Here is a 20,293-nt window from a genome sequence, read left to right on the forward strand (position 1 = left end):
CTGCCGACAGGCTGGGTGGAGAATTCAATGCTTGAAATGAAGAAGATATCCAAGGTCGTGGGCGGGGAGACGCATATCTACCCGACCGACCTGGTGCTGGAGAGGGGGTCGCTCAATGTACTGCTCGGCCCGACCCTGTCCGGCAAGACGTCGCTGATGCGGCTGATGGCCGGTCTCGACAAGCCGGCTTCCGGTTCGCTGATCTTCGACGGCATCGATGTGACGGGCCTGCCGGTGCAAAAGCGCTCGGTCGCCATGGTCTACCAGCAGTTCATCAACTACCCGGCGATGACCGTCTATGAGAACATCGCCTCGCCGATGCGCATCAGCGGCGCCGACACCGCGACGATCGACCGCGAAGTGCGCAAGGCCGCCGATCTCCTGAAGCTGACGCCCTATCTCGACCGCACGCCGCTCAATCTCTCGGGTGGCCAGCAGCAGCGCACGGCGCTGGCGCGCGCCATCGTCAAGAACGCCGATCTCGTGCTGCTCGACGAACCACTCGCCAACCTCGACTACAAGCTGCGCGAGGAACTGCGCGAGGAACTGCCGAAGATCTTTTCCGCCTCCGGTGCCATCTTCGTCTATGCGACGACAGAGCCTTCGGAAGCGTTGTTGCTTGGCGGCAATACGGCAGCCCTCAGCCAGGGCCGCATCACCCAGTTCGGCAAGACCATCGACGTCTATCGTCGTCCAGTCGACCTCATCACCGCCCGCACCTTCGCCGATCCGCCGCTGAACTGCATCGAACTCGTCAAATCAGGTTCGGCCTTCACGCTTGAGGGCAAATCTGTGCTCGCGGTGCCTTCGCATCTGGCTGGCATTGCCGACGGTCCCTGCACCGTCGGCTTCCAGCCGCACCATATTTCGTTCGACCGTCCGCAAGGCAGCGGCGACGCACTCACCGTCAAGACCGCGATCTCCGAGATCGCAGGCTCGGAAAGCTTCATTCACGTCGGATTTGCCAATGCGCGCTGGGTCATGCTCGCGCCAGGCATTCACGACATCGAACCCGACGCGACCCTCGAGGTCTTCGTCGACACCCGTCATCTCATGGCCTTCGGGCCTGATGGACGCGCCATCGGCGGCGCGGCCTAAAGGGGGCGCTGGGAGGAAAACATGGCACGCATCGATCTCGAACATATCCGCCACGCCTATGGCGCCAAGCCGAAGTCTGAAAACGACTACGCGCTGAAGGAAGTGCATCACGAATGGAACGACGGCGGCGCCTATGCGCTGCTCGGCCCTTCCGGCTGTGGCAAGACCACGCTGCTCAACATCATCTCCGGCCTGATCAACCCGTCGGAAGGGCACATCCTCTTCGACGGCAAGGACGTGACGCATCTCTCGACCCAGGAACGCAACATCGCCCAGGTGTTTCAGTTCCCGGTGATCTACGACACGATGACGGTCTACGACAATCTGGCCTTCCCCTTGCGCAACCGGCATGTGCCGGAAGCCGAGGTTGACCGCCGCGTCAAGGAGACGATCGAAATGATCGGTCTCGGCGGCTGGGCGAAGAAGACCGCCCGCGGGCTGACCGCCGACCAGAAGCAGAAGATCTCGCTTGGCCGCGGCCTCGTGCGCAACGACGTCAGCGCCATCCTGTTCGACGAGCCGCTGACGGTCATCGATCCGGAAATGAAGTGGGTGCTGCGCTCACAGATCAAGCGGCTGCACAAGCAGTTCGGCTTCACCATGGTCTATGTCACCCACGACCAGACCGAGGCGCTCACTTTCGCCGACAAGGTCGTCGTCATGTATGACGGCCAGATCGTTCAGATCGGTACCCCGGCCGAACTCTTCGAGCGCCCGCGCCACACGTTCGTCGGCTACTTCATCGGTTCGCCGGGCATGAACGTGCTTCCGGTCAAGCTCGACGGCAACACCGCGACGGTCGGCGGCGAACACGTGGCGTTGAACTTCCTGCCCAAGTTCAAGGCCGGCGCCAAGACCGAGCTCGGCATCCGCCCGGAATTCGTCTCGCTCGGCCGCGAAGGCATGCCCGTGGCGATCACCAAGGTAGAGGACATCGGCCGCCACAAGATCGTGCGTGCCCGCTTCGCCGATCAGCCGATCTCGATCATCGTCGACGAGGATGGCGAGATCCCCGCCGATCCGCGCGTCCGCTTCGATCAGAAAGCCATCAACATCTACGCCGATTCCTGGCGCGTCGGCGAGGAGGCCTGACCATGGAAAAAACCTGGAACAACAAGGCCTGGTTCATGGTGCTGCCGGTTCTCGTGCTGGTCGCCTTCTCGGCCGTCATCCCGCTGATGACCGTCGTCAACTATTCGGTCCAGGACACCTTCGGCAACAACGCGTTCTTCTGGGCCGGCACCGACTGGTACGTGCAGGTGCTGACCTCCGACCGCTTCTGGGACGCGCTCACCCGCAACCTGATCTTCTCGGCGATCATTCTGGCCATCGAAATCCCGCTCGGCATCATCATCGCCCTCAACATGCCGAAGAAGGGTCTCGGCGTCCCGGTCTGCCTCGTGCTGATGGCGCTGCCGCTCTTGATCCCGTGGAACGTCGTCGGCACCATCTGGCAGGTCTTCGGCCGCGTCGATATCGGCCTGCTCGGCCGCACGCTCGAAGGCATGGGCATCAACTACAACTACGTGCAGAACCCGGTCGCTGCCTGGGTGACGCTGATCGTCATGGACGTCTGGCACTGGACGAGCCTCGTCGTGCTCTTGTGCTATGCCGGCCTCGTCTCGATCCCGGACGCCTATTACCAGGCGGCCAAGATCGACGGCGCCTCGCGCTGGTCGGTGTTCCGCTACATCCAGCTGCCGAAGATGAAGCGTGTGCTCCTGATCGCCTTCCTGCTGCGCTTCATGGATAGCTTCATGATCTACACCGAGCCCTTCGTCGTTACCGGCGGCGGCCCCGGCAACTCCACCACCTTCCTGTCGATCGACCTCGTCAAGACGGCCATTGGCCAGTTCGACCTCGGTCCGGCGGCAGCGCTATCGATCATCTACTTCCTCATCATCCTGCTGCTCTCGTGGATCTTCTACACCGTGATGACCACGAGCGACGCGCAAGGCTGATAAAGGCGGGAGGAGAACCAACATGCAAACACAACCGCTTACCGAACGCCTTTCCTGGCTGGTGCCGACGATCTACATCGTCTTCCTGCTCCTGCCGATCTATTGGCTCGTCAACATGAGCTTCAAGGAAACGAGCGAGATCCTCAGCACCTTCTCGCTCTGGCCGGTGAACCCGACGCTCAGGAACTATCAGGTGATCTTCACCGATCCATCCTGGTACAACGGCTACATCAACTCGATCATCTACGTCGTGATGAACACGGTGATCTCGGTATCGGCAGCGCTGCCGGCGGCCTACGCCTTCTCGCGCTACCGCTTCCTCGGCGACAAGCACCTGTTCTTCTGGCTCTTGACCAACCGCATGGCGCCGCCGGCCGTTTTCGCCCTGCCGTTCTTCCAGCTCTATTCGGCCTTCGGCCTGATCGACACGCACATCGCCGTGGCACTTGCCCACTGCCTGTTCAACGTGCCGCTCGCCGTCTGGATCCTCGAAGGCTTCATGTCGGGCGTGCCGAAGGAAATCGACGAAACCGCGTATATCGACGGCTATTCGTTCCCACGCTTCTTCGTGAAGATCTTCATGCCGCTGATCGCCTCGGGCATCGGTGTCGCCGCCTTCTTCTGCTTCATGTTCTCCTGGGTCGAACTGCTGCTAGCCCGCACGCTGACGACCACGGACGCCAAGCCGATCGCCGCCACCATGACCCGCACCGTTTCCGCTTCCGGCCTCGACTGGGGCGTGCTGGCCGCTGCCGGCGTGCTCACCATCATTCCGGGCGCGCTGGTGATCTATTTCGTCCGCAACTACATCGCCAAGGGCTTTGCCCTGGGGAGGGTATGATGACCGCTCAACCCATTCGCAAGGCCCGTTGGCAACTGCCCTTCGCCGCCGTTCTGATCGTCTATGCCGCCGCCGCCGGGCTGCTCATGAGCATGCTGCCGATCAAGGACGGTGCGCGCGACTGGTTCGCGCCGCTGGTCGCCGGTGGCTGGATGGCCTGGTCGTTTCCGTCGGCCATGTTCTTCCTCACCATCTTCGCGCTGCTGTCGATGATGGCGGTCTGGGAATATGCCGCGCCGGGGGGAAACCCGCGCGTCGGCATCCTGCGCTTCGAGACGACACGGGGCGATCGCCTCTTCGTGTCGCTGCTCGGAAGCGCCTTCATTCACCTCGCATGGCTCGGTTTCGTCGGCGGGCAGAACCTGTGGTGGGCGCTCGCGCTCTCGCTGGTCTATGCCGTCGGCGTCTTCCGCTATGTCTGAGGCGAGCCGATTTGAGGGGCCGCGGGAGCGGCCCCTCAAAAGCTAAAGAACCGCATTCGCAAACCTAAGGGAGGGAATTATGCGACGGCATCTTTTGACTACGACGGCGGCTATGCTGCTGGCTTTCACCGGCACCGCTTTTGCCGGCATGGACGAGGCAAAGAAGTTCCTCGATACCGAAATCGGCGACATGTCCTCGCTCGACCGCGCGGCCCAGGAAGCCGAAATGCAGTGGTTCGTCGATGCGGCCAAGCCCTTCGCCGGCATGGAAATCAAGGTCGTTTCCGAAACGATCACCACCCATGAATACGAATCGAAGACGCTGGCCAAGGCCTTCGCCGACATCACCGGCATCAAGATCACCCACGACCTGATCGGCGAAGGCGACGTCGTCGAAAAGCTGCAGACGCAGATGCAGTCGGGCGAAAACGTCTACGACGCCTACATCAACGACTCTGACCTGATCGGCACCCATTGGCGTTACCAGCAGGCGCGCAGCCTGACGGACTTCATGGCCAATGAAGGCAAGGACGTCACCAACCCGAACCTCGACATCGACGACTTCATCGGCAAGTCCTTCACGACCGCGCCGGATGGCAAGCTCTACCAGCTGCCCGACCAGCAGTTCGCGAACCTCTACTGGTTCCGCTACGACTGGTTCAACGACGAGAAGAACAAGGCGGACTTCAAGGCGAAGTACGGCTACGACCTCGGCGTTCCGGTCAACTGGTCGGCCTATGAGGACATCGCCGAGTTCTTCACCGGCCGCGAAGTCGACGGCAAGAAGGTCTATGGCCACATGGACTACGGCAAGAAGGACCCGTCGCTCGGCTGGCGGTTCACCGACGCCTGGCTGTCGATGGCCGGCAACGGCGACAAGGGCATCCCGAACGGCAAGCCGGTCGACGAATGGGGTATCAAGGTCGACGAGAACTCGCGTCCGGTCGGCTCGTGCGTTGCCCGCGGCGGCGACACCAACGGCCCGGCGGCCGTCTACTCCATCCAGAAGTACCTCGACTGGATGAAGGCCTATGCACCGGCTGCTGCCCAGGGCATGACCTTCTCGGAATCCGGTCCGGTTCCGTCGCAGGGCGAAATCGCCCAGCAGATGTTCACCTACACGGCCTTTACCGCCGACTTCGTCAAGCCGGGCCTGCCCGTCGTCAACGAGGACGGCTCGCCGAAGTGGCGTTTCGCTCCGAGCCCGCACGGCGTCTACTGGAAGGACGGCATGAAGCTCGGCTACCAGGACGCCGGTTCCTGGACGCTCTTGAAGTCCACCCCTGACGATCGCGCCAAGGCCGCCTGGCTCTATGCGCAGTTCGTGACTTCGAAGACCGTCGACGTGAAGAAGAGCCATGTCGGCCTCACCTTCATCCGCCAGTCGACGCTTGACCACAAGAGCTTCACGGACCGTGCTCCGAAGCTCGGCGGTCTGATCGAGTTCTACCGTTCGCCGGCCCGCCTGCAGTGGTCGCCGACCGGCACGAACGTTCCTGACTATCCGAAGCTGGCTCAGCTGTGGTGGCAGGCGATCGGCGACGCATCCTCGGGTGCCAAGACCGCTCAGGAAGCCATGGACTCGCTGTGCGCCGAGCAGGAGAAGGTTCTCTCCCGTCTCGAACGTTCGGGCGTTCAGGGCGACATCGGCCCGAAGCTCGCCGAAGAGCATGACCTTGAGTACTGGAACGCCGAAGCCGTCAAGGCTGGCAACCTCGCTCCGCAGCTGAAGGTCGAGAACGAGAAAGAAAAGCCGCAGACCGTCAACTACGACGATCTGGTCAAGAGCTGGCAGAAATAACAAGAAGGCCGCCCCCACCGGGCGGCCTTTTTCTTTCAGGAGATGCGGCACCGGGGTCGGCAACGGCCCCGGTATTTCTTTGCCGGCAATCCCTGAGGGGGCATGGCCGTGCCTACATCCGGGCCAGCCGAAGGCGTCCGGACTTCTCGGACCGGCGCTTGTCGAAGATCGCTCGGACGGCGTGCGTCGAGCCGTCGTCCATCTGCACGGTCATGTCCATGTAGAGATGCTTGTCGACGATAGCGATCCGGATATCGAATGGCTGGCCGCGATAGTGGCTGTCCCCGTCCTCGCTCCAGCGACCGATCCCCTCGGCGCTATGGCCGCCTCCAGCGCGTCCGAGATGGACCACCGCGAACCATCCGTCCTTGCCCGTCACCTTCAGGACCGGACCGTTCCGCCTGATTTCGACCCAGCAGGCCTCGCACGCGTCCGTTCCTGACGCCACCTGCTGCCACTGCCCCGGAAAGGTGGCGCCGTTGGCGCGCGCGGCAACCGGTGGAAGCGCGAAGGCGAGCGCGAACAGCACAGCGAGCAAACGCCAGAAGGCCAATCTCCAAGATACCATCGACCATGATCCCAAACGAACAGCGCCGGAGCACCGGCGTAAGAGACCATCGCTGCTTCGCATTGCGGCTACGTTGCATGGTCTCCCGCCTCGTCAGGCTCGCCTGTAGCTTTTCGTCAAGGCTCGCGACCTTGGCGGCAACCGTTCCCGCCACCAGGGCATCGTGACTGATTTCCCCCGGATTCCGGAAAGTGTTTTCGCTTTCGCAATACTTGCGACATTCTGCCTCGGCACGGAAAAATTGCGCTCCCCTGTTGGAGGACGGGGGAACCGGACTGGTCGACGTGATGGGAGGAGGAACCATGAGCGACGTTTCCAGCATACACCCGGTGGACGAGAAGCTGCCTGTGGGCAGGCTCGCCACGCTTGGGATCCAGCACGTTCTTGTCATGTATGGCGGCGCCGTCGCGGTACCGCTGATCGTCGGCCGGGCATTGCAGCTCAGCCCCCAGGATGTTGCCTTCCTGATCTCGGCCGATCTGTTCGTCTGCGGCATCGTCACCATCATCCAGTCGCTCGGCCTCGGTCGCAGCTTCGGCATCCGCCTTCCCGTCATGATGGGCGTTACGTTCGCGTCCGTCGGCCCGATGGTTTCGATGGCGGCGATGACCCCGGACCAGGAGGGCGCGCGCATGATTTTCGGCGCCATCATCGGCGCCGGCCTCGTCGCCCTGCTGATCGCGCCGTTGATGGGCAGATTGCTCAAGTTCTTCCCGCCGATCGTCACTGGCACCATCATTCTCGTCATCGGCGTTTCGCTGATGCGGGTGGGCGTCAACTGGATCTTCGGCAATCCTTTCGGCCCAACGGCGCCGAAACTGGTCGACCCAGCCCATGCCGAATGGCTGGCCGCGATGAAGGCCGCGGCCGCCGCCGGCGGCGGGCCTGCTATTCCTGATGGTCTGGTGCTCGGCGCCACGGTGCCGAACCCGCTCTATGCGGAGCCGAGCCACATCGCGCTTGCCGCCTTCGTGCTTGTGTCCATCCTCGTCATCGCACGCTTCGGCCGCGGATTGATCAGCAACATCGCGGTGCTGACCGGCGTCGTCCTCGGCTGCGTCCTCGCCGCCGCACTCGGCATGATGCACTTCGACCGGGTGGCCGACGCCGGCTGGTTTGCCGTGGTCACGCCGCTGCGCTTCGGCATGCCGATCTTCGATCCGGTGCTGATCGCCACCATGTCGCTCGTGATGATCGTCGTCATGATCGAATCGACCGGCATGTTCCTGGCGCTCGGCGAAATGACCAACCGCGAAGTATCGCAGCAGCAACTGACGGCGGGGCTGCGGGTCGATGGCCTCGGCACGATGATCGGCGGCCTGTTCAACACCTTCCCCTATACGAGCTTCTCGCAGAATGTCGGTCTCGTCGGCGTCACCGGCGTAAAGAGCCGCTATGTCTGCGTGATGGGGGGCGCCATCATGATCGCGCTCGGACTGATCCCGAAGATGGGCGCGCTGGTGGAAGCGGTGCCGACCTTCGTGCTCGGCGGCGCCGGCCTGGTGATGTTCGGCATGGTGGCGGCCACCGGCGTGCGCATCCTGTCGACCGTCGACTTCAAGTCGTCGCGCAACAACCTCTTCGTTGTCGCCGTCTCGGTCGGCTTCGGCCTGATCCCTTTGATCGCGCCGAACTACCTGATGTGGCTGCCGCATGCGATCCACCCGATCATCGAGTCCGGCATCGTGCTCGCCTCGATCTCGGCCGTGGTGCTCAATGCCTTCTTCAATGGCTTGAGCTTCGAAAGATCCGCGTCCGTCGACGCGGCCAAGCTCGCCGACAGCCACTGAGCATAAACGAAAGCATCTGCCCCGCCCCCCCCGAAAGGTGGGTCGGGGCTTTGTCGTCTCACGTCCGCGGAGAGATCTCGATACTTCGATCGCCACCGAAGCATCTGTCGTCTCCATCGCGCTAGAGGAAGGACAACGACGACGACACGAAGGTTCTCTGCCATGGCCAAGACCAATCTCACCCTTGAACTCCTCCTGCTGCTTGCGCTTGCGACGCTCTGGGGCGCTTCCTACACCTTCATCAAGATCGGCGTTGAAACCATTCCGCCGGTCACGCTGATTGCCGCCCGTACCTTGATCGCCGGCGCCCTGCTTCTCGCGGTTCTCCGTTGGCGTGGCCTGAAGATGCCGCGCGACCTCGCAACCTGGCGGCGGTTCCTGTTCCAGGCTTGCCTCAACAGCGTCGTGCCCTTCACGCTGATTGCCTGGGCGGAACAGACGATCGATGCCGGCATCGCTTCGATCCTCAACGCGACGACACCGATCTTCGCCTTCCTGATGACGGCCCTGATTACCCGCCACGAGGCGGTAACCGCCCGCAAGCTCGTCGGCGTGATTGCCGGCATGACCGGCATCAGCCTGATCATCGGCATGGAGGCCTTCGGCGGTCTCGGCGCGCAATTGCTGCCACAGCTGGCCGTGGTGCTCGCCACCGTCTGTTATGCCGGTGCCGCCATCTTTGGACGCAGCTTCAAGGGCCTGGATCCAATGATGCCCGCTGCCGGCTCGCTGATATCAGGCACGGTGCTGCTGATTCCCACCAGCCTCATCGTCGACAGGCCCTGGACGCTGGCTCCATCCATGGATTCGCTGCTTGCGCTCCTTGGCCTCGCAGTCTTTTCGACAGCACTTGCCTTCGCCATCTACTTCCGGCTGATCCAGACGCTGGGTTCGGTCGGCGCCACGGCCCAGGCCTATCTGCGCGTGCCGGTCGGTGTCGCCATCGGCGCGCTCTTCCTCGGCGAACGGCTGTCGGACACCGCCTGGATCGGCCTTGGCTGCGTCATCATCGGCGTTGCGGCCATGACCATACCGGCACGGCGGCGCACCTCCGCCGTCGCGCGCCGCGGCTGACACTCTTTCATTTGAAAGCAAGAGGAGACGTTGCGCGACATCACGAGCGCAACGACTCTGACGAGCTTCGCTCAGTCCTTGCGCTTGCGGCAGTAGAGCTCGAGCCGGTGGCGCACGAGATCGTAGCCGAGCTCGGCGGCAATCTCCGCTTGCAGTTGCTCGATCTTGTCGGAACGGAACTCGATCACAGCCCCCGTGTCGATATCGATCAGATGATCGTGATGCGGGGCGTCGGCGGTCTCGAAACGCGCCGTCGCGCTTTCGAAGGCATGGCGCTGCACGACGCCCTGCTGCTCGAGCGCTGACAGCGTCCGGTAGACCGTCGAAAGCGAGACGGTGGCGTCGATTTCCTTCGCCCGGCGATGCAGTTCGTTTGCATCCGGATGGTCTTCGGCGGTGGCGAGAATCTTCAGGATTGCGGAGCGCTGGCGCGTAACGCGCACGCCGCCATCCCGCAAAACGCCTTCCAGCTCTTCGACACGATTCTTGTTCTGTTTCATGGTCGTTACACTAGCCAAGGGCATTGGTTTTGAAAATAGCTAGTTGCGAATGCTTCGCATTTGCATTGACTTATGCAAATCATTCCCCTACTCCTGTGATGTCAACATCTGGGAGTAGCGAATGATCGATCAGACGAAGCGCGCGATCCTGGCAGCGGCAGCTGCCCTGGCAGCCATCGCGCTCCTTCCCGGCGCCGGCTCAGCGCAGGAGAAATTCAAGGCAGTGACGACCTTCACGGTCATTGCCGACATGGCCAAGAACGTCGCGGGCGACGCCGCAATCGTCGAATCGATCACCAAACCGGGTGCCGAGATCCACAACTACCAGCCGACCCCGCGCGACATCCTGAAGGCGCACGACGCCAAGCTGATCCTGTGGAACGGTCTGAACCTGGAGCTCTGGTTTGAGAAATTCTTCCAGAACTTTGATGACGTCCCCGGTGCCGTCGTCTCGACCGGCGTCGAGCCCATGGGCATTGCCGAAGGCCCCTACAGCGGAAAGCCCAATCCGCATGCCTGGATGTCGCCATCGGCAGCCCTCATCTATGTCGACAACATTCGCGACGCCTTCGTGAAGTACGATCCCGCCAATGCCGAGACCTACAAGGCGAATGCCGAGGCCTATAAGCAGAAGATCGAGGCGACCATCGCGCCGATCCGCGCCGAGATCGCCAAGATCCCCGAAGACAAGCGCTGGTTGGTTTCGAGCGAAGGCGCCTTCAGCTACCTGATCCGCGATTTCGGCATGAAGGAACTCTACCTCTGGCCGATCAATGCCGACCAACAGGGTACCCCGCAACAGGTCCGCAAGGTCATCGACGCCGTCAGGGCCAACCACATTCCGGTCGTCTTTTCCGAAAGCACGATCTCGCCCGATCCGGCTGAGCAGGTGGCGCGCGAAACCGGTGCAAAATACGGTGGCGTGCTCTACGTTGATTCCTTGAGCGAGGCGGACGGTCCGGTTCCCACCTATATCGATCTGCTGCGCGTCACATCGGAAACCATCGCCAAGGGGCTTTCGCAATGAACCTTCAGGTGAAGCCCCGCTCCGGCCCCGCGCCGGCGTCCGGCGAACAGGGCAGCGGCATCCGTGTCTCTGGCGCGACAGTCACCTACCGCAACGGCCTGCGGGCCCTGCGCGACGCGACCTTCGAGATCCCGACGGGCACGATCACCGCGCTCGTCGGCGTCAACGGCAGCGGCAAGTCGACACTCTTCAAGGCGATCATGGGCTTTGCCCGGCTCTCGCGCGGCGAGATCTCGATCCTTGGCCGTTCGGTTCCGGAAGCGCTCAAGAAGAACCTCGTCGCCTATGTGCCGCAGGCCGAGGAGGTCGACTGGAACTTCCCGGTCCTGGTCGAGGACGTCGTCATGATGGGCCGCTACGGCCACATGAACATGCTGCGCATCCCGAAGACGGCGGATCATGAGGCGGTCGAGGCAGCGCTTGCGCGCGTCGGCATGAGCGACTATCGCAAGCGCCAGATCGGTGAACTCTCCGGCGGCCAGAAGAAGCGCGTCTTCCTGGCGCGCGCGCTCGCCCAGGATGGCAAGGTCATCCTGCTCGACGAACCGTTCACCGGCGTCGACGTCAAGACCGAGGACGCGATCATTCGCCTCCTGATCGGCCTGCGTGACGAGGGCCGGGTCATGCTGGTTTCCACCCACAATCTCGGCAGTGTGCCGGAATTCTGCGACCGCACCGTGCTCCTCAAGAACACCGTGCTCGCCTATGGCCCGACGGAAACCACCTTCACCCGCGAAAACCTGGAACTCGCCTTCGGCGGCGTTCTCCGGCACTTCGTGCTCGGCGGCGAAAACCTGCATGACGATGCCGATCCGCGGCAGCTCGCCGTCATCACCGACGACGAGCGCCCGCTCGTCATGTATGGCGACAAGGATCGGATGGTGGCGCAGCCGGCAAAACCCGAGACCAACGGGGAACCGAACGGCAAATGATCGCCACGCTCCTGGAACCCTTCACCTATGGCTACATGGTCAATGCCATGTGGGTGAGCGCGCTGGTCGGCGCCGTCTGCGCCTTCCTCTCCTCCTATCTGATGCTCAAGGGCTGGTCGCTGATCGGTGATGCCCTCTCGCATTCGATCGTCCCGGGGGTCGCCGGCGCCTATATGCTGGGCCTGCCCTTCTCGCTCGGCGCCTTCTTCTCCGGCTCGCTTGCCGCCGGCGCCATGTTGTTTCTCAATCAGCGCACAAGGCTCAAGGAAGACACGATCATCGGCCTGATCTTCACCTCCTTCTTCGGCCTCGGGCTTTTCATGGTCTCGCTGTCGCCGACATCGGTGAATATTCAGACCATCGTGCTCGGCAACATCCTGGCGATCACGCCCGCCGACACACTGCAGCTCGCGATCATCGGCATCGTCTCGCTGGTCATTCTGACAGCGAAGTGGAAGGACCTGATGGTGACCTTCTTCGATGAGAGCCACGCCCGCTCGATCGGCATTCCCACCACCTTCCTCAAGGTGCTGTTCTTCACCCTGCTCTCGGCCTGTACGGTCGCAGCACTGCAGACCGTCGGCGCTTTCCTTGTCATCGCCATGGTGGTGACGCCTGGCGCGACCGCTTACCTGCTCACGGATCGCTTTCCGCGGCTGATCCTGATCAGCGTCGCCATCGGTGCGCTGACGAGCTTCTTCGGCGCCTATTTCAGCTACTTCCTCGACGGTGCCACCGGCGGCATCATCATCGTGCTGCAGACACTCATCTTCCTGACGGCCTTCGTCTTGGCCCCGAAGCACGGGCTGCTCGCCGCGCGCAGGCGCAGCGCCGAACCGATGGAGGCTGCCCGATGATCTCGCTCGACATGCTGCTTGCGGTCCTCGAATTCGAGTTCATGCGCAACGCGCTTCTGATCTCGGTGCTGGTGGCGATCCCGACCGCCATGCTCTCCTGTTTCCTGGTGCTGAAGGGCTGGTCGCTGATGGGCGACGCGATCTCGCATGCGGTCTTCCCCGGCATCGTCATCTCCTACATCGTCGGCCTGCCGCTTGCCGTCGGCGCCTTTGCCGCCGGCATGTCCTGCGCGCTTTTGACCGGCTATCTCAAGGAAAACAGCCGCATCAAGCAGGATACGGTGATGGGCGTGGTCTTCTCCGGCATGTTCGGCTTCGGGCTGGTGCTCTACACCAAGATCCAGAGCGACGTGCACCTCGACCACATCCTCTTCGGCGACATGCTCGGCATCGGCTGGCGCGACATCGCCGAGACCGGCGTGATCGCCTTGGTCGCCACCGGTATTCTCGCCGTCAAATGGCGCGATTTCCTGCTGCACGCCTTCGATCCCGCCCAGGCCAAAGCCGTCGGTCTTCCGGTTAACTGGTTGCACTATGGGCTGCTCGCGATCCTGTCGCTGACGATCGTCGGCGCGCTGAAGGCGGTGGGGCTGATCCTTGCCATCGCCATGCTGATCGCACCCGGCGCCATCGCCTTCCTGGTCACCCGCACCATGGGCGCCATGCTCATCGTCGCCGTGCTCATCGCGATGACGGCCTCCTTCTGCGGCGTCTATCTCTCCTTCTTCATCGACAGCGCGCCGGCGCCGACCATCGTGCTCCTGATGACCGTGATGTTTCTCATCGCCTTTGCCTGGACCTCCTGGCGGACCTACCGGAACGAAGCGCGGCGGGCGATCGAATGACAAAGAGGCTCCCGGTGCAGGGAGCCTCATCGCCTGTTCTCAGTGGCTCGGATGGAGCGCGTCGTTGAGATACATGCAGGTCAGCATGGTGAAGATATAGGCCTGGATGAGCGCCATCAGCAGTTCGAGCGCGGTCAGCGCCACCGTCATCAGCAGCGGCATGACCGCGGCCAGGATCCCGAGCGCCCCAAAGCCGCTGAGGCCCACGACGAAACCGGCGAAAACCTTGAGCGTGATGTGGCCGGCCAGCATGACCGCGAATAGACGAACCGAGTGGCTGACGGGACGCGAGAGGTAGGAGACCACCTCGATCGGGATGATGATCGGCGCCAGAATCAACGGCACGCCCGCCGGCATGAACAGCCTGAGGAAGCCGAAGCCGTGCCGGTAAAGGCCATAGAGCGTGACCGTCAGGAACACCAGCATGGCCAGCGCGAAGGTGACCGCGATATGGCTCGTCACCGTGAAGGCATAGGGGAACATGCCGATCAGGTTGGCGGTGAGGATGAACACGAAAAGCGAGAAGACCAGCGGGAAGAAGCGCATGCCCTTCTCGCCGGCATTGTCGCGCAGCGTCTTTGCCGCAAACTCATAGAGGATCTCGGCCGCCGACTGCGCCCGGTTCGGCACGAGGCCGCGTCTTCCCGTTGACAGGATCAGGAACAGACTGGCGATCGCCACCGTCAGCACCATATAGGCGGCCGAGTTGGTAAAGCTGATCTGGTGACCGCCGATCTCGGCGATCGGTAGGAGTGACTTGATCTCAAATTGTTCGATGGGTCCGGCCATCATCAACCTCATGTGTTGGCGGAGACGCATCGGCGGCGCGCGTCGGCGGCCGCCGGCGCGTCAATGTGTTGGACAAGCGATCGGCGGCCGAGATCGTTCCACGAAGCGATTGCTTCCGATGGAATGACTAGGCTGTTCAATAAAGGGAAAGGTCGCGCGGACGTGCCGCGAGCTTTGGGGCTGCATGATGCGATCGACTCCAAGTATCTCGGTCGAGATACTGGGGCCGTCCCCAGGCGAAGCACCGACGCGGGTCGTCCCGCGTGCGCCTGACCTAGAGGCAATTTGCAGCGGGGTCAAGCTGGCTTGCCCCCGATCGTGGCTTGGGCGCTAGCCGAAGCGGCGATGATCCGCAAGCACGTCTTCGATCACCGTGCGCTGCTTTGCCTGCTCGCTTGCAGGTGCGCCGGTCATGCCGGCAAGCACGATCAGCGCCTTCCACAGGGTCCAGCCACGCCCGCGGGCCCAGGCACCGCGATCGAGTGCCATGCCATGACGGAAGACCTCGCGGCTCTCGCCATGGAAGAACGTCCAGGCGATCGCCAGATCGCAGGCGGGGTCGCCGACACCCGAAGTGCCGAAATCGATGACCGCGCTCAAGCGACCCTGCGCGACCAACAGGTTGCCCCAGGCGATATCGCCGTGAAACCAGACGGGCGTCCCCTCGAATGGCGCAGCAAGGGCCGCTTCCCAGACCTCTCTGGCCGCCGCCGTGTCGACCTGTCCCTCAAGCAGTGGGAGCGCCTGACGTGTCTGCTCGTCATAGAAGGCAGGCGGACCGCCGCGGTGGAAGTTATGGTCGCCGGGCAAAGGCCCACTCGCAGCATCCGCCTGCCGCAAGGCGCGCAGAAACCGCGTGAGATCCTTCGCCACTTGCCCGAGATCTGCGACCCGTTCCACCACCAATGTTTCCCCCTGAAGCCAGCGGTAGACAGACCAGGGCCAGGGAAAGCCTTCTCCCGGCGTGCCCTTGGCAAGCGGCACGGGAATGGGCAGCGGCAATTGGGGAGCCAGCCGCGGCAGCCAGCGGTGCTCCTTTTCCACTTGCAGCACATAGCGCTCGGCGCTTGGAAGGCGCACGGTCATCTGCTCGCCGAGCCGGAAGCTTCTGTTGTCCCAGCCGCCGGGCTCGATCGGGCGCACCGCAAGATCCGACCATCGCGGAAACTGTGTCGCGATCAGCCGCCGTACCAGCGACGCATCGATCGCAAGCTCGGCTGAATTCGGGTTTGCCATGACGTATTCCATTCGATGTTTGCGTCCAGCAAGCTATGGGATCGTCCCCGAATTTCAACTTCCTAGTTCACCGTAACACTCGCTCAGCGGCGCGTTGTGTTGAGACGTGACAGTCGCTTGCCGATATCGGCGGTTGCATATTGCCGCCGCGACGGATTTCGAGGATGAAGAAGGCCTAGACCCGTTGATAGCTTGAGATCATGGAAGCCCGGCCGACCGATCATCTTTTGCTGGAGGTCCCGCGCCTCATCGCACCCCGCCGGGCAGGCGGGACCGCATGAGCACGCCCCGTGGCAAGACGCCGGCTCCAAAGCCTGCCGGTCGGACGGGACTGCGCTTCTTTCTCGTCGCTCTCATCCTGATCGTCACCGCCATTCTCGCGACGGCCCTGCTTGCCAACGAACAGCGCAACCTCAAGAAAGTTCTCGTGGCATTGGGTCTGCCGACGACCTTCCTGGCGAAGAGCAAGCCCTCCGAATCGACGGCCGAGAAGCCGGCAAGGCGCGAACCGCCACGCATCGCCCTGCCCGCCTGGACCTTCCAGGATCTGCAGACGCCGGAGCAGCAGTTCCTGCGCGTCATCCGCAGCGATCCCAAGGCGCTCTGCGACGAGTTGCGCGACGCCGGCTTTCGCGAACTCGAATGGAAAGCCGGTGCCGGTGAGCGTGCCCAATGGGAATGTTCGTCACTCGTCTCCTTCCCGCGTCCGGGCGAGGACAAGCCCTCATCGATCTTCATCTTCGTCAAAGGCAGCGGCGAGGAGGAAATCACCTCCTTCCGCGTCAAGCTCAACATCGAGCGACCGGAGGACCGCCAGGCCGTGACCACGGCAGCGGCGCGGGCAGCGGCGGTGTTCCTCGACCACGTGCGCTGGGCCGATGCCGCAAGCGTCACCCTGCAAATCCAGGCGCTGAAGGAATTCGATCTCAAGCGTTTCGGCAGCCGCATCCAGTTCAAGCGCGAGTCCGACGAGGTGACGCCGCGCTTTAACTTCCTTGCCAACCAGCCGCGCGCGCGGCCGAAGAGCATTGCCGAGCTTTACTTCGACCGGAGCAAATGGCTCGCCTATGGCGATGCCGGACTGCGTAGCTTCGTCAAGGGCCCGACAGACTGGAACGTGCCGGCAAAAGTGCCGAATGGGAAGGAGCCAGCGACGGACGCCACGCTCGGCGAGAAGCCCTCCGCGGGTCATGCGCCATGACGATTCCGTCGCTCGCTGACTTAGGAAAGCAACGGCCTACCGATCGATCCGGGTCGAAAGGATAATCGAAGAAAGCGTCCGGTCGACGCCGTCGATCTCGCCGATGCGGTCGATCAGAAGATCAAGTTCGCTGATCGACGTCGCCGCGACCACGGCGATAAGATCGAAACTGCCGCTGACAGAATGCAGCGTCTGGATTTCACGGATGGCACTGAGTTCAGGGGTCACGCGGCTCAGCGCCCGCGGCGCGATGGTGATCAGCACATGCGCCTTGACCAGCCCCTTCTCGTAGCTCTCCGACAGGCGCACGCCGTAGCCGGCGATGATTCCCTCGCGCTCCAACCGCTCGATCCTCGCCTGCACTGTCGTGCGCGACAGGCCGAGCCGGCGCGCGATCGTCGCCGTCGGCATGCGGGCATTTTCGCTGAGGACGGCGAGGAGCTCTCGATCCTTGTCCGTGATTTGCATTTCGTCGGTCCTGTTGGGCAATCTGCCGAATATCTATAGGCGATTTAGTCGTTTCGGCGCTTCAAATCAACCACCCCTCCCACGACAATAGGGGCACACACAGTTCTCATGCCCTGGGGGAAAGAATGAAGAATATCGTCGTCATCGGAGCAGGCAAGATCGGCTCCACCATCGCTCGCATGCTCGCCCATACCGGCGACTACAGCGTCTGCGTCGCCGACCGCAGCGCCGAACAGCTGGAGCAGGTGGAAAAGCACGCTGCCATCACGACCGCGACGGTCGATATCGCCGACAAGAAGCAGCTCGTCGCTCTTCTCTCGGGCAAGTTCGCCGTCCTCAGCGCCGCTCCGTTCCACCTGACGGTCGCAATCGCCGAAGCCGCTGCTGAAGCCGGCATCCACTACCTGGACCTGACCGAAGACGTCGAATCCACCCGCCAGGTCAAGGCGATCGCCGCCAAGGCCAACACCGCCTTCATCCCGCAGTGCGGCCTCGCACCGGGCTTCATCTCGATCGTCGCCAACGATCTCGCCAGCCACTTTGAGACGCTGGAAAGCGTGCGCATGCGCGTTGGCGCCCTGCCGCAGTACCCGTCGAACGCGCTCAACTACAATCTCACCTGGAGCACCGACGGCGTTATCAACGAATATATCGAGCCCTGCGAAGCGATCGTCGAAAACAACCTCATCGAAGTGCCGGCCATGGAAGAGCGCGAAGAATTCTCGCTCGACGGCGTCACCTATGAAGCCTTCAACACCTCGGGCGGTCTCGGCACCCTCTGCGAAACGCTGAAGGGCAAGGTTCGCACGCTTAACTACAAGACGATCCGCTATCCGGGCCATGCCGCCATCATGAAGGCGCTCCTCAACGACCTCGGCCTGCGCCACCGCCGCGAAGTCCTCAAGGACATCTTCGAGAACGCCCTGCCGACCACCACCCAGGACGTCGTCGTGATCTTCGTTACGGTTTCGGGCTTCCGCAGCGGCCGCCTGATCCAGGAAACCTACGCCAACAAGGTCTATAGCGGCGTCGTTGCCGGCCGCATGCAGAGCGGTATCCAGATCACCACGGCAGGCAGCATCTGCGCCGTGCTCGACCTGCTCGCCGAAGGCAAGATCGCCTCCAAGGGCTTCGTTCGCCAGGAAGACATCAGCCTCGACACCTTCCTCGCAAACCGCTTCGGCCACTACTACGCTCAGAAGGGCGAAACCGAGCGCGTCGCCGGCTGATCCTTCAGCTATAAGCGTGCCGAATTTGGAGCGGGACAGACGTCCCGCTCTCACCTACGCAAAGCCCGGGTCTTGGCCCGGGCTTTTTTCGTGTCGTCCGATCATTCGGGCCTGCGGCGCCGCGTCGTATCAGACGCGCACAAAGGTCGCCGTAGCACTTTGACGGATACCCCTTAGCTTCGGCCGAATTCGTCCTCGATACGGATGATGTCATCTTCGCCGAGATAGGAGCCGGTGCGCACCTCGATCAGTTCCAGCGGGATTTTGCCCGGGTTGTGAAGCCGGTGCACGATCCCCGGCGGAATATAGACCGACTCATTCTCGTGCAGCATTCGCGTTTCCCCGGACATCGTGATCTCCGCAGTGCCGCGCACCACGATCCAATGTTCCGCCCGATGATGATGCTTCTGCAGTGAGATCTTCTTGCCGGGGTTCACGCGCAGACGTTTGACGGCAAAGCGTTCTCCGTCCGAAATGGCCGCGACCGCCCCCCAGGGGCGATAGGACGTCGGGTGGATCTCGGTCAGCACCGCCGTCTGTGGCGACTTCGCCAGCGTCTTGACGATGGAACCGACGCTCTGGCTGTCGGCCAGCCGTCCGACATAGACGGCATCCTCGCCGGCAATGACGGCGACATCGTCCAGCCCTTGAACTGCAAGGTGAATGTCGCGCGACAGGACCAGCGAATTGCGCGTGTTCGACACCGTGGCCTTGTCGGTGACGACATTGCCGTCGCCGTCCTTTTCTCCCGTCTTCCAGACCGCGTCCCAGCTGCCGAGATCGGACCAGAGGAAGGAAGACGGCACCACGGCCGCCCGCTCAGTCTTTTCAAAGACCGCATAATCGACGGAGATATCAGGCGCAGCGGCAAAGCTCGCCGCGTGCAGCCGGGTGAAGTCGAGATCCTTCTGAGCCCCTTCCACCGCGAGCTTCGTCGCTTCCCAGACCTGGGGCGCGTGGCGCTTCATCTCATCAAGAAAGTGCTTTACCGGCAGCATGAACATGCCGGAGTTCCAGAGGTAGCGCCCGGTCTCGAGCATTGCCTCGGCTTTGGCGCGGTCCGGCTTCTCGACGAACCGCGCCACACGGTTCGTGCCAGCCGTCAGTTCTTCGCCGCGCTCGATGTAGCCGTAGCCGGTCGCCGGTTCCGTCGGCGTGATGCCGAAGGTCACCAGTTCTCCGTGGCGGGCGGCCTGGTGCGCCCTGAGTATGCAATCCCTGTAGACCTCGCCGGCATCGATCTCATGGTCAGAAGCAAGCACCTGCATGACCGCACCCTTGCCGTAACGGCTGAGTACCTGGAAAGCCGCGGCAGTCAGCGCCGGCGCTGTGTTGCGTGCAACCGGCTCAAGGAGGATGTCGCCCAGATGTACGTCGATCGCCCGCGCCTGCTCCGCGACGATGAAGCGAAAGTCGCTGTTGGTGACGATGATGGCCGGCTCGAACTGGCCGGCGTCGCGCACGCGCTCCAGCGTCTGCTGGAACAGTGAACGATCGGAAAGGATCTGCAGGAATTGCTTCGGAGCGGCGGCGCGAGAGAGCGGCCACAAACGGGTGCCGCGCCCGCCCGCCATGATCACCGGAACAATCTTTGACGTCATGCCGGCGCCTCTTCTTCTTTGAGCTGAACTTTCAGGGACCAATAAAGGGCTTC

The 20,293-nt window shown here is 62.8% G+C and carries 20 protein-coding genes; 14 read left to right on the forward strand and 6 right to left on the reverse strand.

Annotated features, from left to right (window positions below):
- Nucleotides 1-27: 27 nt before the first annotated feature.
- From IB265_RS20790 to IB265_RS20815, 6 genes are all read left to right on the forward strand, one after another.
- Nucleotides 28-1,098 carry an ABC transporter ATP-binding protein gene (locus tag IB265_RS20790; protein ID WP_057255040.1) on the forward strand — a complete coding sequence of 357 codons (1,071 nt, stop codon included), beginning with the start codon at nucleotides 28-30 and terminating at the stop codon, nucleotides 1,096-1,098.
- Between the two features lie 21 nt (nucleotides 1,099-1,119).
- A complete protein-coding gene (locus tag IB265_RS20795; protein WP_057255039.1) occupies nucleotides 1,120-2,190 on the forward strand; it encodes an ABC transporter ATP-binding protein in 1,071 nt (356 codons plus the stop codon).
- Nucleotides 2,191-2,192: 2 nt separating this feature from the next.
- Nucleotides 2,193-3,059 (forward strand): carbohydrate ABC transporter permease, encoded by an 867-nt coding sequence (locus IB265_RS20800; protein WP_057255038.1) that lies wholly within the window; start codon nucleotides 2,193-2,195, stop codon nucleotides 3,057-3,059.
- Nucleotides 3,060-3,081: 22 nt separating this feature from the next.
- Nucleotides 3,082-3,900 carry a carbohydrate ABC transporter permease gene (locus IB265_RS20805; RefSeq protein ID WP_057255037.1) on the forward strand — a complete coding sequence of 273 codons (819 nt, stop codon included), beginning with the start codon at nucleotides 3,082-3,084 and terminating at the stop codon, nucleotides 3,898-3,900.
- Nucleotides 3,900-4,322, forward strand: coding sequence for a DUF2160 domain-containing protein (locus tag IB265_RS20810; protein ID WP_082616181.1), 423 nt, complete (start codon nucleotides 3,900-3,902; stop codon nucleotides 4,320-4,322). The genes IB265_RS20805 and IB265_RS20810 overlap by 1 nt, the downstream gene beginning before the upstream one ends.
- A gap of 79 nt (nucleotides 4,323-4,401) precedes the next feature.
- Nucleotides 4,402-6,123: an ABC transporter substrate-binding protein gene (locus IB265_RS20815; protein ID WP_057255036.1), complete on the forward strand. Its 1,722-nt coding sequence runs from the start codon at nucleotides 4,402-4,404 to the stop codon at nucleotides 6,121-6,123.
- Between the two features lie 112 nt (nucleotides 6,124-6,235).
- Here the strand turns inward: IB265_RS20815 and IB265_RS20820 are convergent, their stop codons facing one another.
- A complete protein-coding gene (locus IB265_RS20820) occupies nucleotides 6,236-6,691 on the reverse strand; it encodes a hypothetical protein (protein WP_156414740.1) in 456 nt (151 codons plus the stop codon).
- Between the two features lie 302 nt (nucleotides 6,692-6,993).
- On the opposite strand from IB265_RS20820, the gene IB265_RS20825 reads away from it, so the two are divergent.
- On the forward strand, nucleotides 6,994-8,481 hold the full coding sequence (locus IB265_RS20825; RefSeq protein WP_057255034.1) for a nucleobase:cation symporter-2 family protein: 1,488 nt from the start codon (nucleotides 6,994-6,996) through the stop codon (nucleotides 8,479-8,481).
- Between the two features lie 162 nt (nucleotides 8,482-8,643).
- Nucleotides 8,644-9,555, forward strand: coding sequence for a DMT family transporter (locus IB265_RS20830; RefSeq protein WP_192495157.1), 912 nt, complete (start codon nucleotides 8,644-8,646; stop codon nucleotides 9,553-9,555).
- A 71-nt stretch (nucleotides 9,556-9,626) separates the two neighbouring features.
- Here IB265_RS20830 and IB265_RS20835 read toward each other — a convergent pair whose 3' ends face one another.
- Entirely contained in the window at nucleotides 9,627-10,055 is a 429-nt protein-coding gene (locus IB265_RS20835) for a Fur family transcriptional regulator (RefSeq protein ID WP_057255032.1), read from the reverse strand.
- A gap of 121 nt (nucleotides 10,056-10,176) precedes the next feature.
- Here IB265_RS20835 and IB265_RS20840 point away from each other — a divergent pair, with 121 nt between their 5' ends.
- Genes IB265_RS20840 through IB265_RS20855 form a run of 4 tightly spaced genes read left to right on the forward strand, consistent with a single transcriptional unit; the run spans nucleotide 10,177 to nucleotide 13,716 of the window.
- The gene (locus IB265_RS20840) at nucleotides 10,177-11,082 is read left to right on the forward strand and encodes a metal ABC transporter substrate-binding protein (protein ID WP_057255031.1); all 906 of its coding nucleotides are present in this window, start codon (nucleotides 10,177-10,179) and stop codon (nucleotides 11,080-11,082) included.
- Nucleotides 11,079-12,014: a manganese/iron ABC transporter ATP-binding protein gene (locus tag IB265_RS20845; protein WP_057255030.1), complete on the forward strand. Its 936-nt coding sequence runs from the start codon at nucleotides 11,079-11,081 to the stop codon at nucleotides 12,012-12,014. Before IB265_RS20840 ends, IB265_RS20845 begins: the two co-directional genes overlap by 4 nt.
- Entirely contained in the window at nucleotides 12,011-12,871 is an 861-nt protein-coding gene (locus IB265_RS20850; protein WP_057255029.1) for a metal ABC transporter permease, read from the forward strand. Before IB265_RS20845 ends, IB265_RS20850 begins: the two co-directional genes overlap by 4 nt.
- A complete protein-coding gene (locus IB265_RS20855; protein WP_057255028.1) occupies nucleotides 12,868-13,716 on the forward strand; it encodes a metal ABC transporter permease in 849 nt (282 codons plus the stop codon). The genes IB265_RS20850 and IB265_RS20855 overlap by 4 nt, the downstream gene beginning before the upstream one ends.
- Before the next feature lie 39 nt (nucleotides 13,717-13,755).
- Here the strand turns inward: IB265_RS20855 and IB265_RS20860 are convergent, their stop codons facing one another.
- Both IB265_RS20860 and IB265_RS20865 read right to left on the reverse strand, forming a co-directional pair.
- Nucleotides 13,756-14,505 (reverse strand): F0F1 ATP synthase subunit A, encoded by a 750-nt coding sequence (locus IB265_RS20860; protein WP_156414739.1) that lies wholly within the window; start codon nucleotides 14,503-14,505, stop codon nucleotides 13,756-13,758.
- A gap of 330 nt (nucleotides 14,506-14,835) precedes the next feature.
- Nucleotides 14,836-15,741 (reverse strand): aminoglycoside phosphotransferase family protein, encoded by a 906-nt coding sequence (locus IB265_RS20865; RefSeq protein WP_057255103.1) that lies wholly within the window; start codon nucleotides 15,739-15,741, stop codon nucleotides 14,836-14,838.
- A gap of 277 nt (nucleotides 15,742-16,018) precedes the next feature.
- Between IB265_RS20865 and IB265_RS20870 the strand changes: the two genes are divergently transcribed.
- A complete protein-coding gene (locus IB265_RS20870; protein ID WP_057255026.1) occupies nucleotides 16,019-16,942 on the forward strand; it encodes a DUF6030 family protein in 924 nt (307 codons plus the stop codon).
- A 36-nt stretch (nucleotides 16,943-16,978) separates the two neighbouring features.
- Here IB265_RS20870 and IB265_RS20875 read toward each other — a convergent pair whose 3' ends face one another.
- Nucleotides 16,979-17,410 (reverse strand): Lrp/AsnC family transcriptional regulator, encoded by a 432-nt coding sequence (locus IB265_RS20875; protein ID WP_057255025.1) that lies wholly within the window; start codon nucleotides 17,408-17,410, stop codon nucleotides 16,979-16,981.
- Nucleotides 17,411-17,535: 125 nt separating this feature from the next.
- Between IB265_RS20875 and IB265_RS20880 the strand changes: the two genes are divergently transcribed.
- Nucleotides 17,536-18,639, forward strand: a complete 1,104-nt coding sequence (locus tag IB265_RS20880) for a saccharopine dehydrogenase family protein (protein WP_057255024.1) — start codon at nucleotides 17,536-17,538, stop codon at nucleotides 18,637-18,639.
- A 173-nt stretch (nucleotides 18,640-18,812) separates the two neighbouring features.
- Here the strand turns inward: IB265_RS20880 and IB265_RS20885 are convergent, their stop codons facing one another.
- Nucleotides 18,813-20,240: a mannose-1-phosphate guanylyltransferase/mannose-6-phosphate isomerase gene (locus IB265_RS20885; RefSeq protein ID WP_057255023.1), complete on the reverse strand. Its 1,428-nt coding sequence runs from the start codon at nucleotides 20,238-20,240 to the stop codon at nucleotides 18,813-18,815.
- Nucleotides 20,241-20,293 lie beyond the last annotated feature (53 nt).

Source organism: Ensifer sp. ENS10 (assembly GCF_014852025.1).
In the GTDB taxonomy this organism is placed as follows: Bacteria; Pseudomonadota; Alphaproteobacteria; order Rhizobiales; family Rhizobiaceae; genus Ensifer.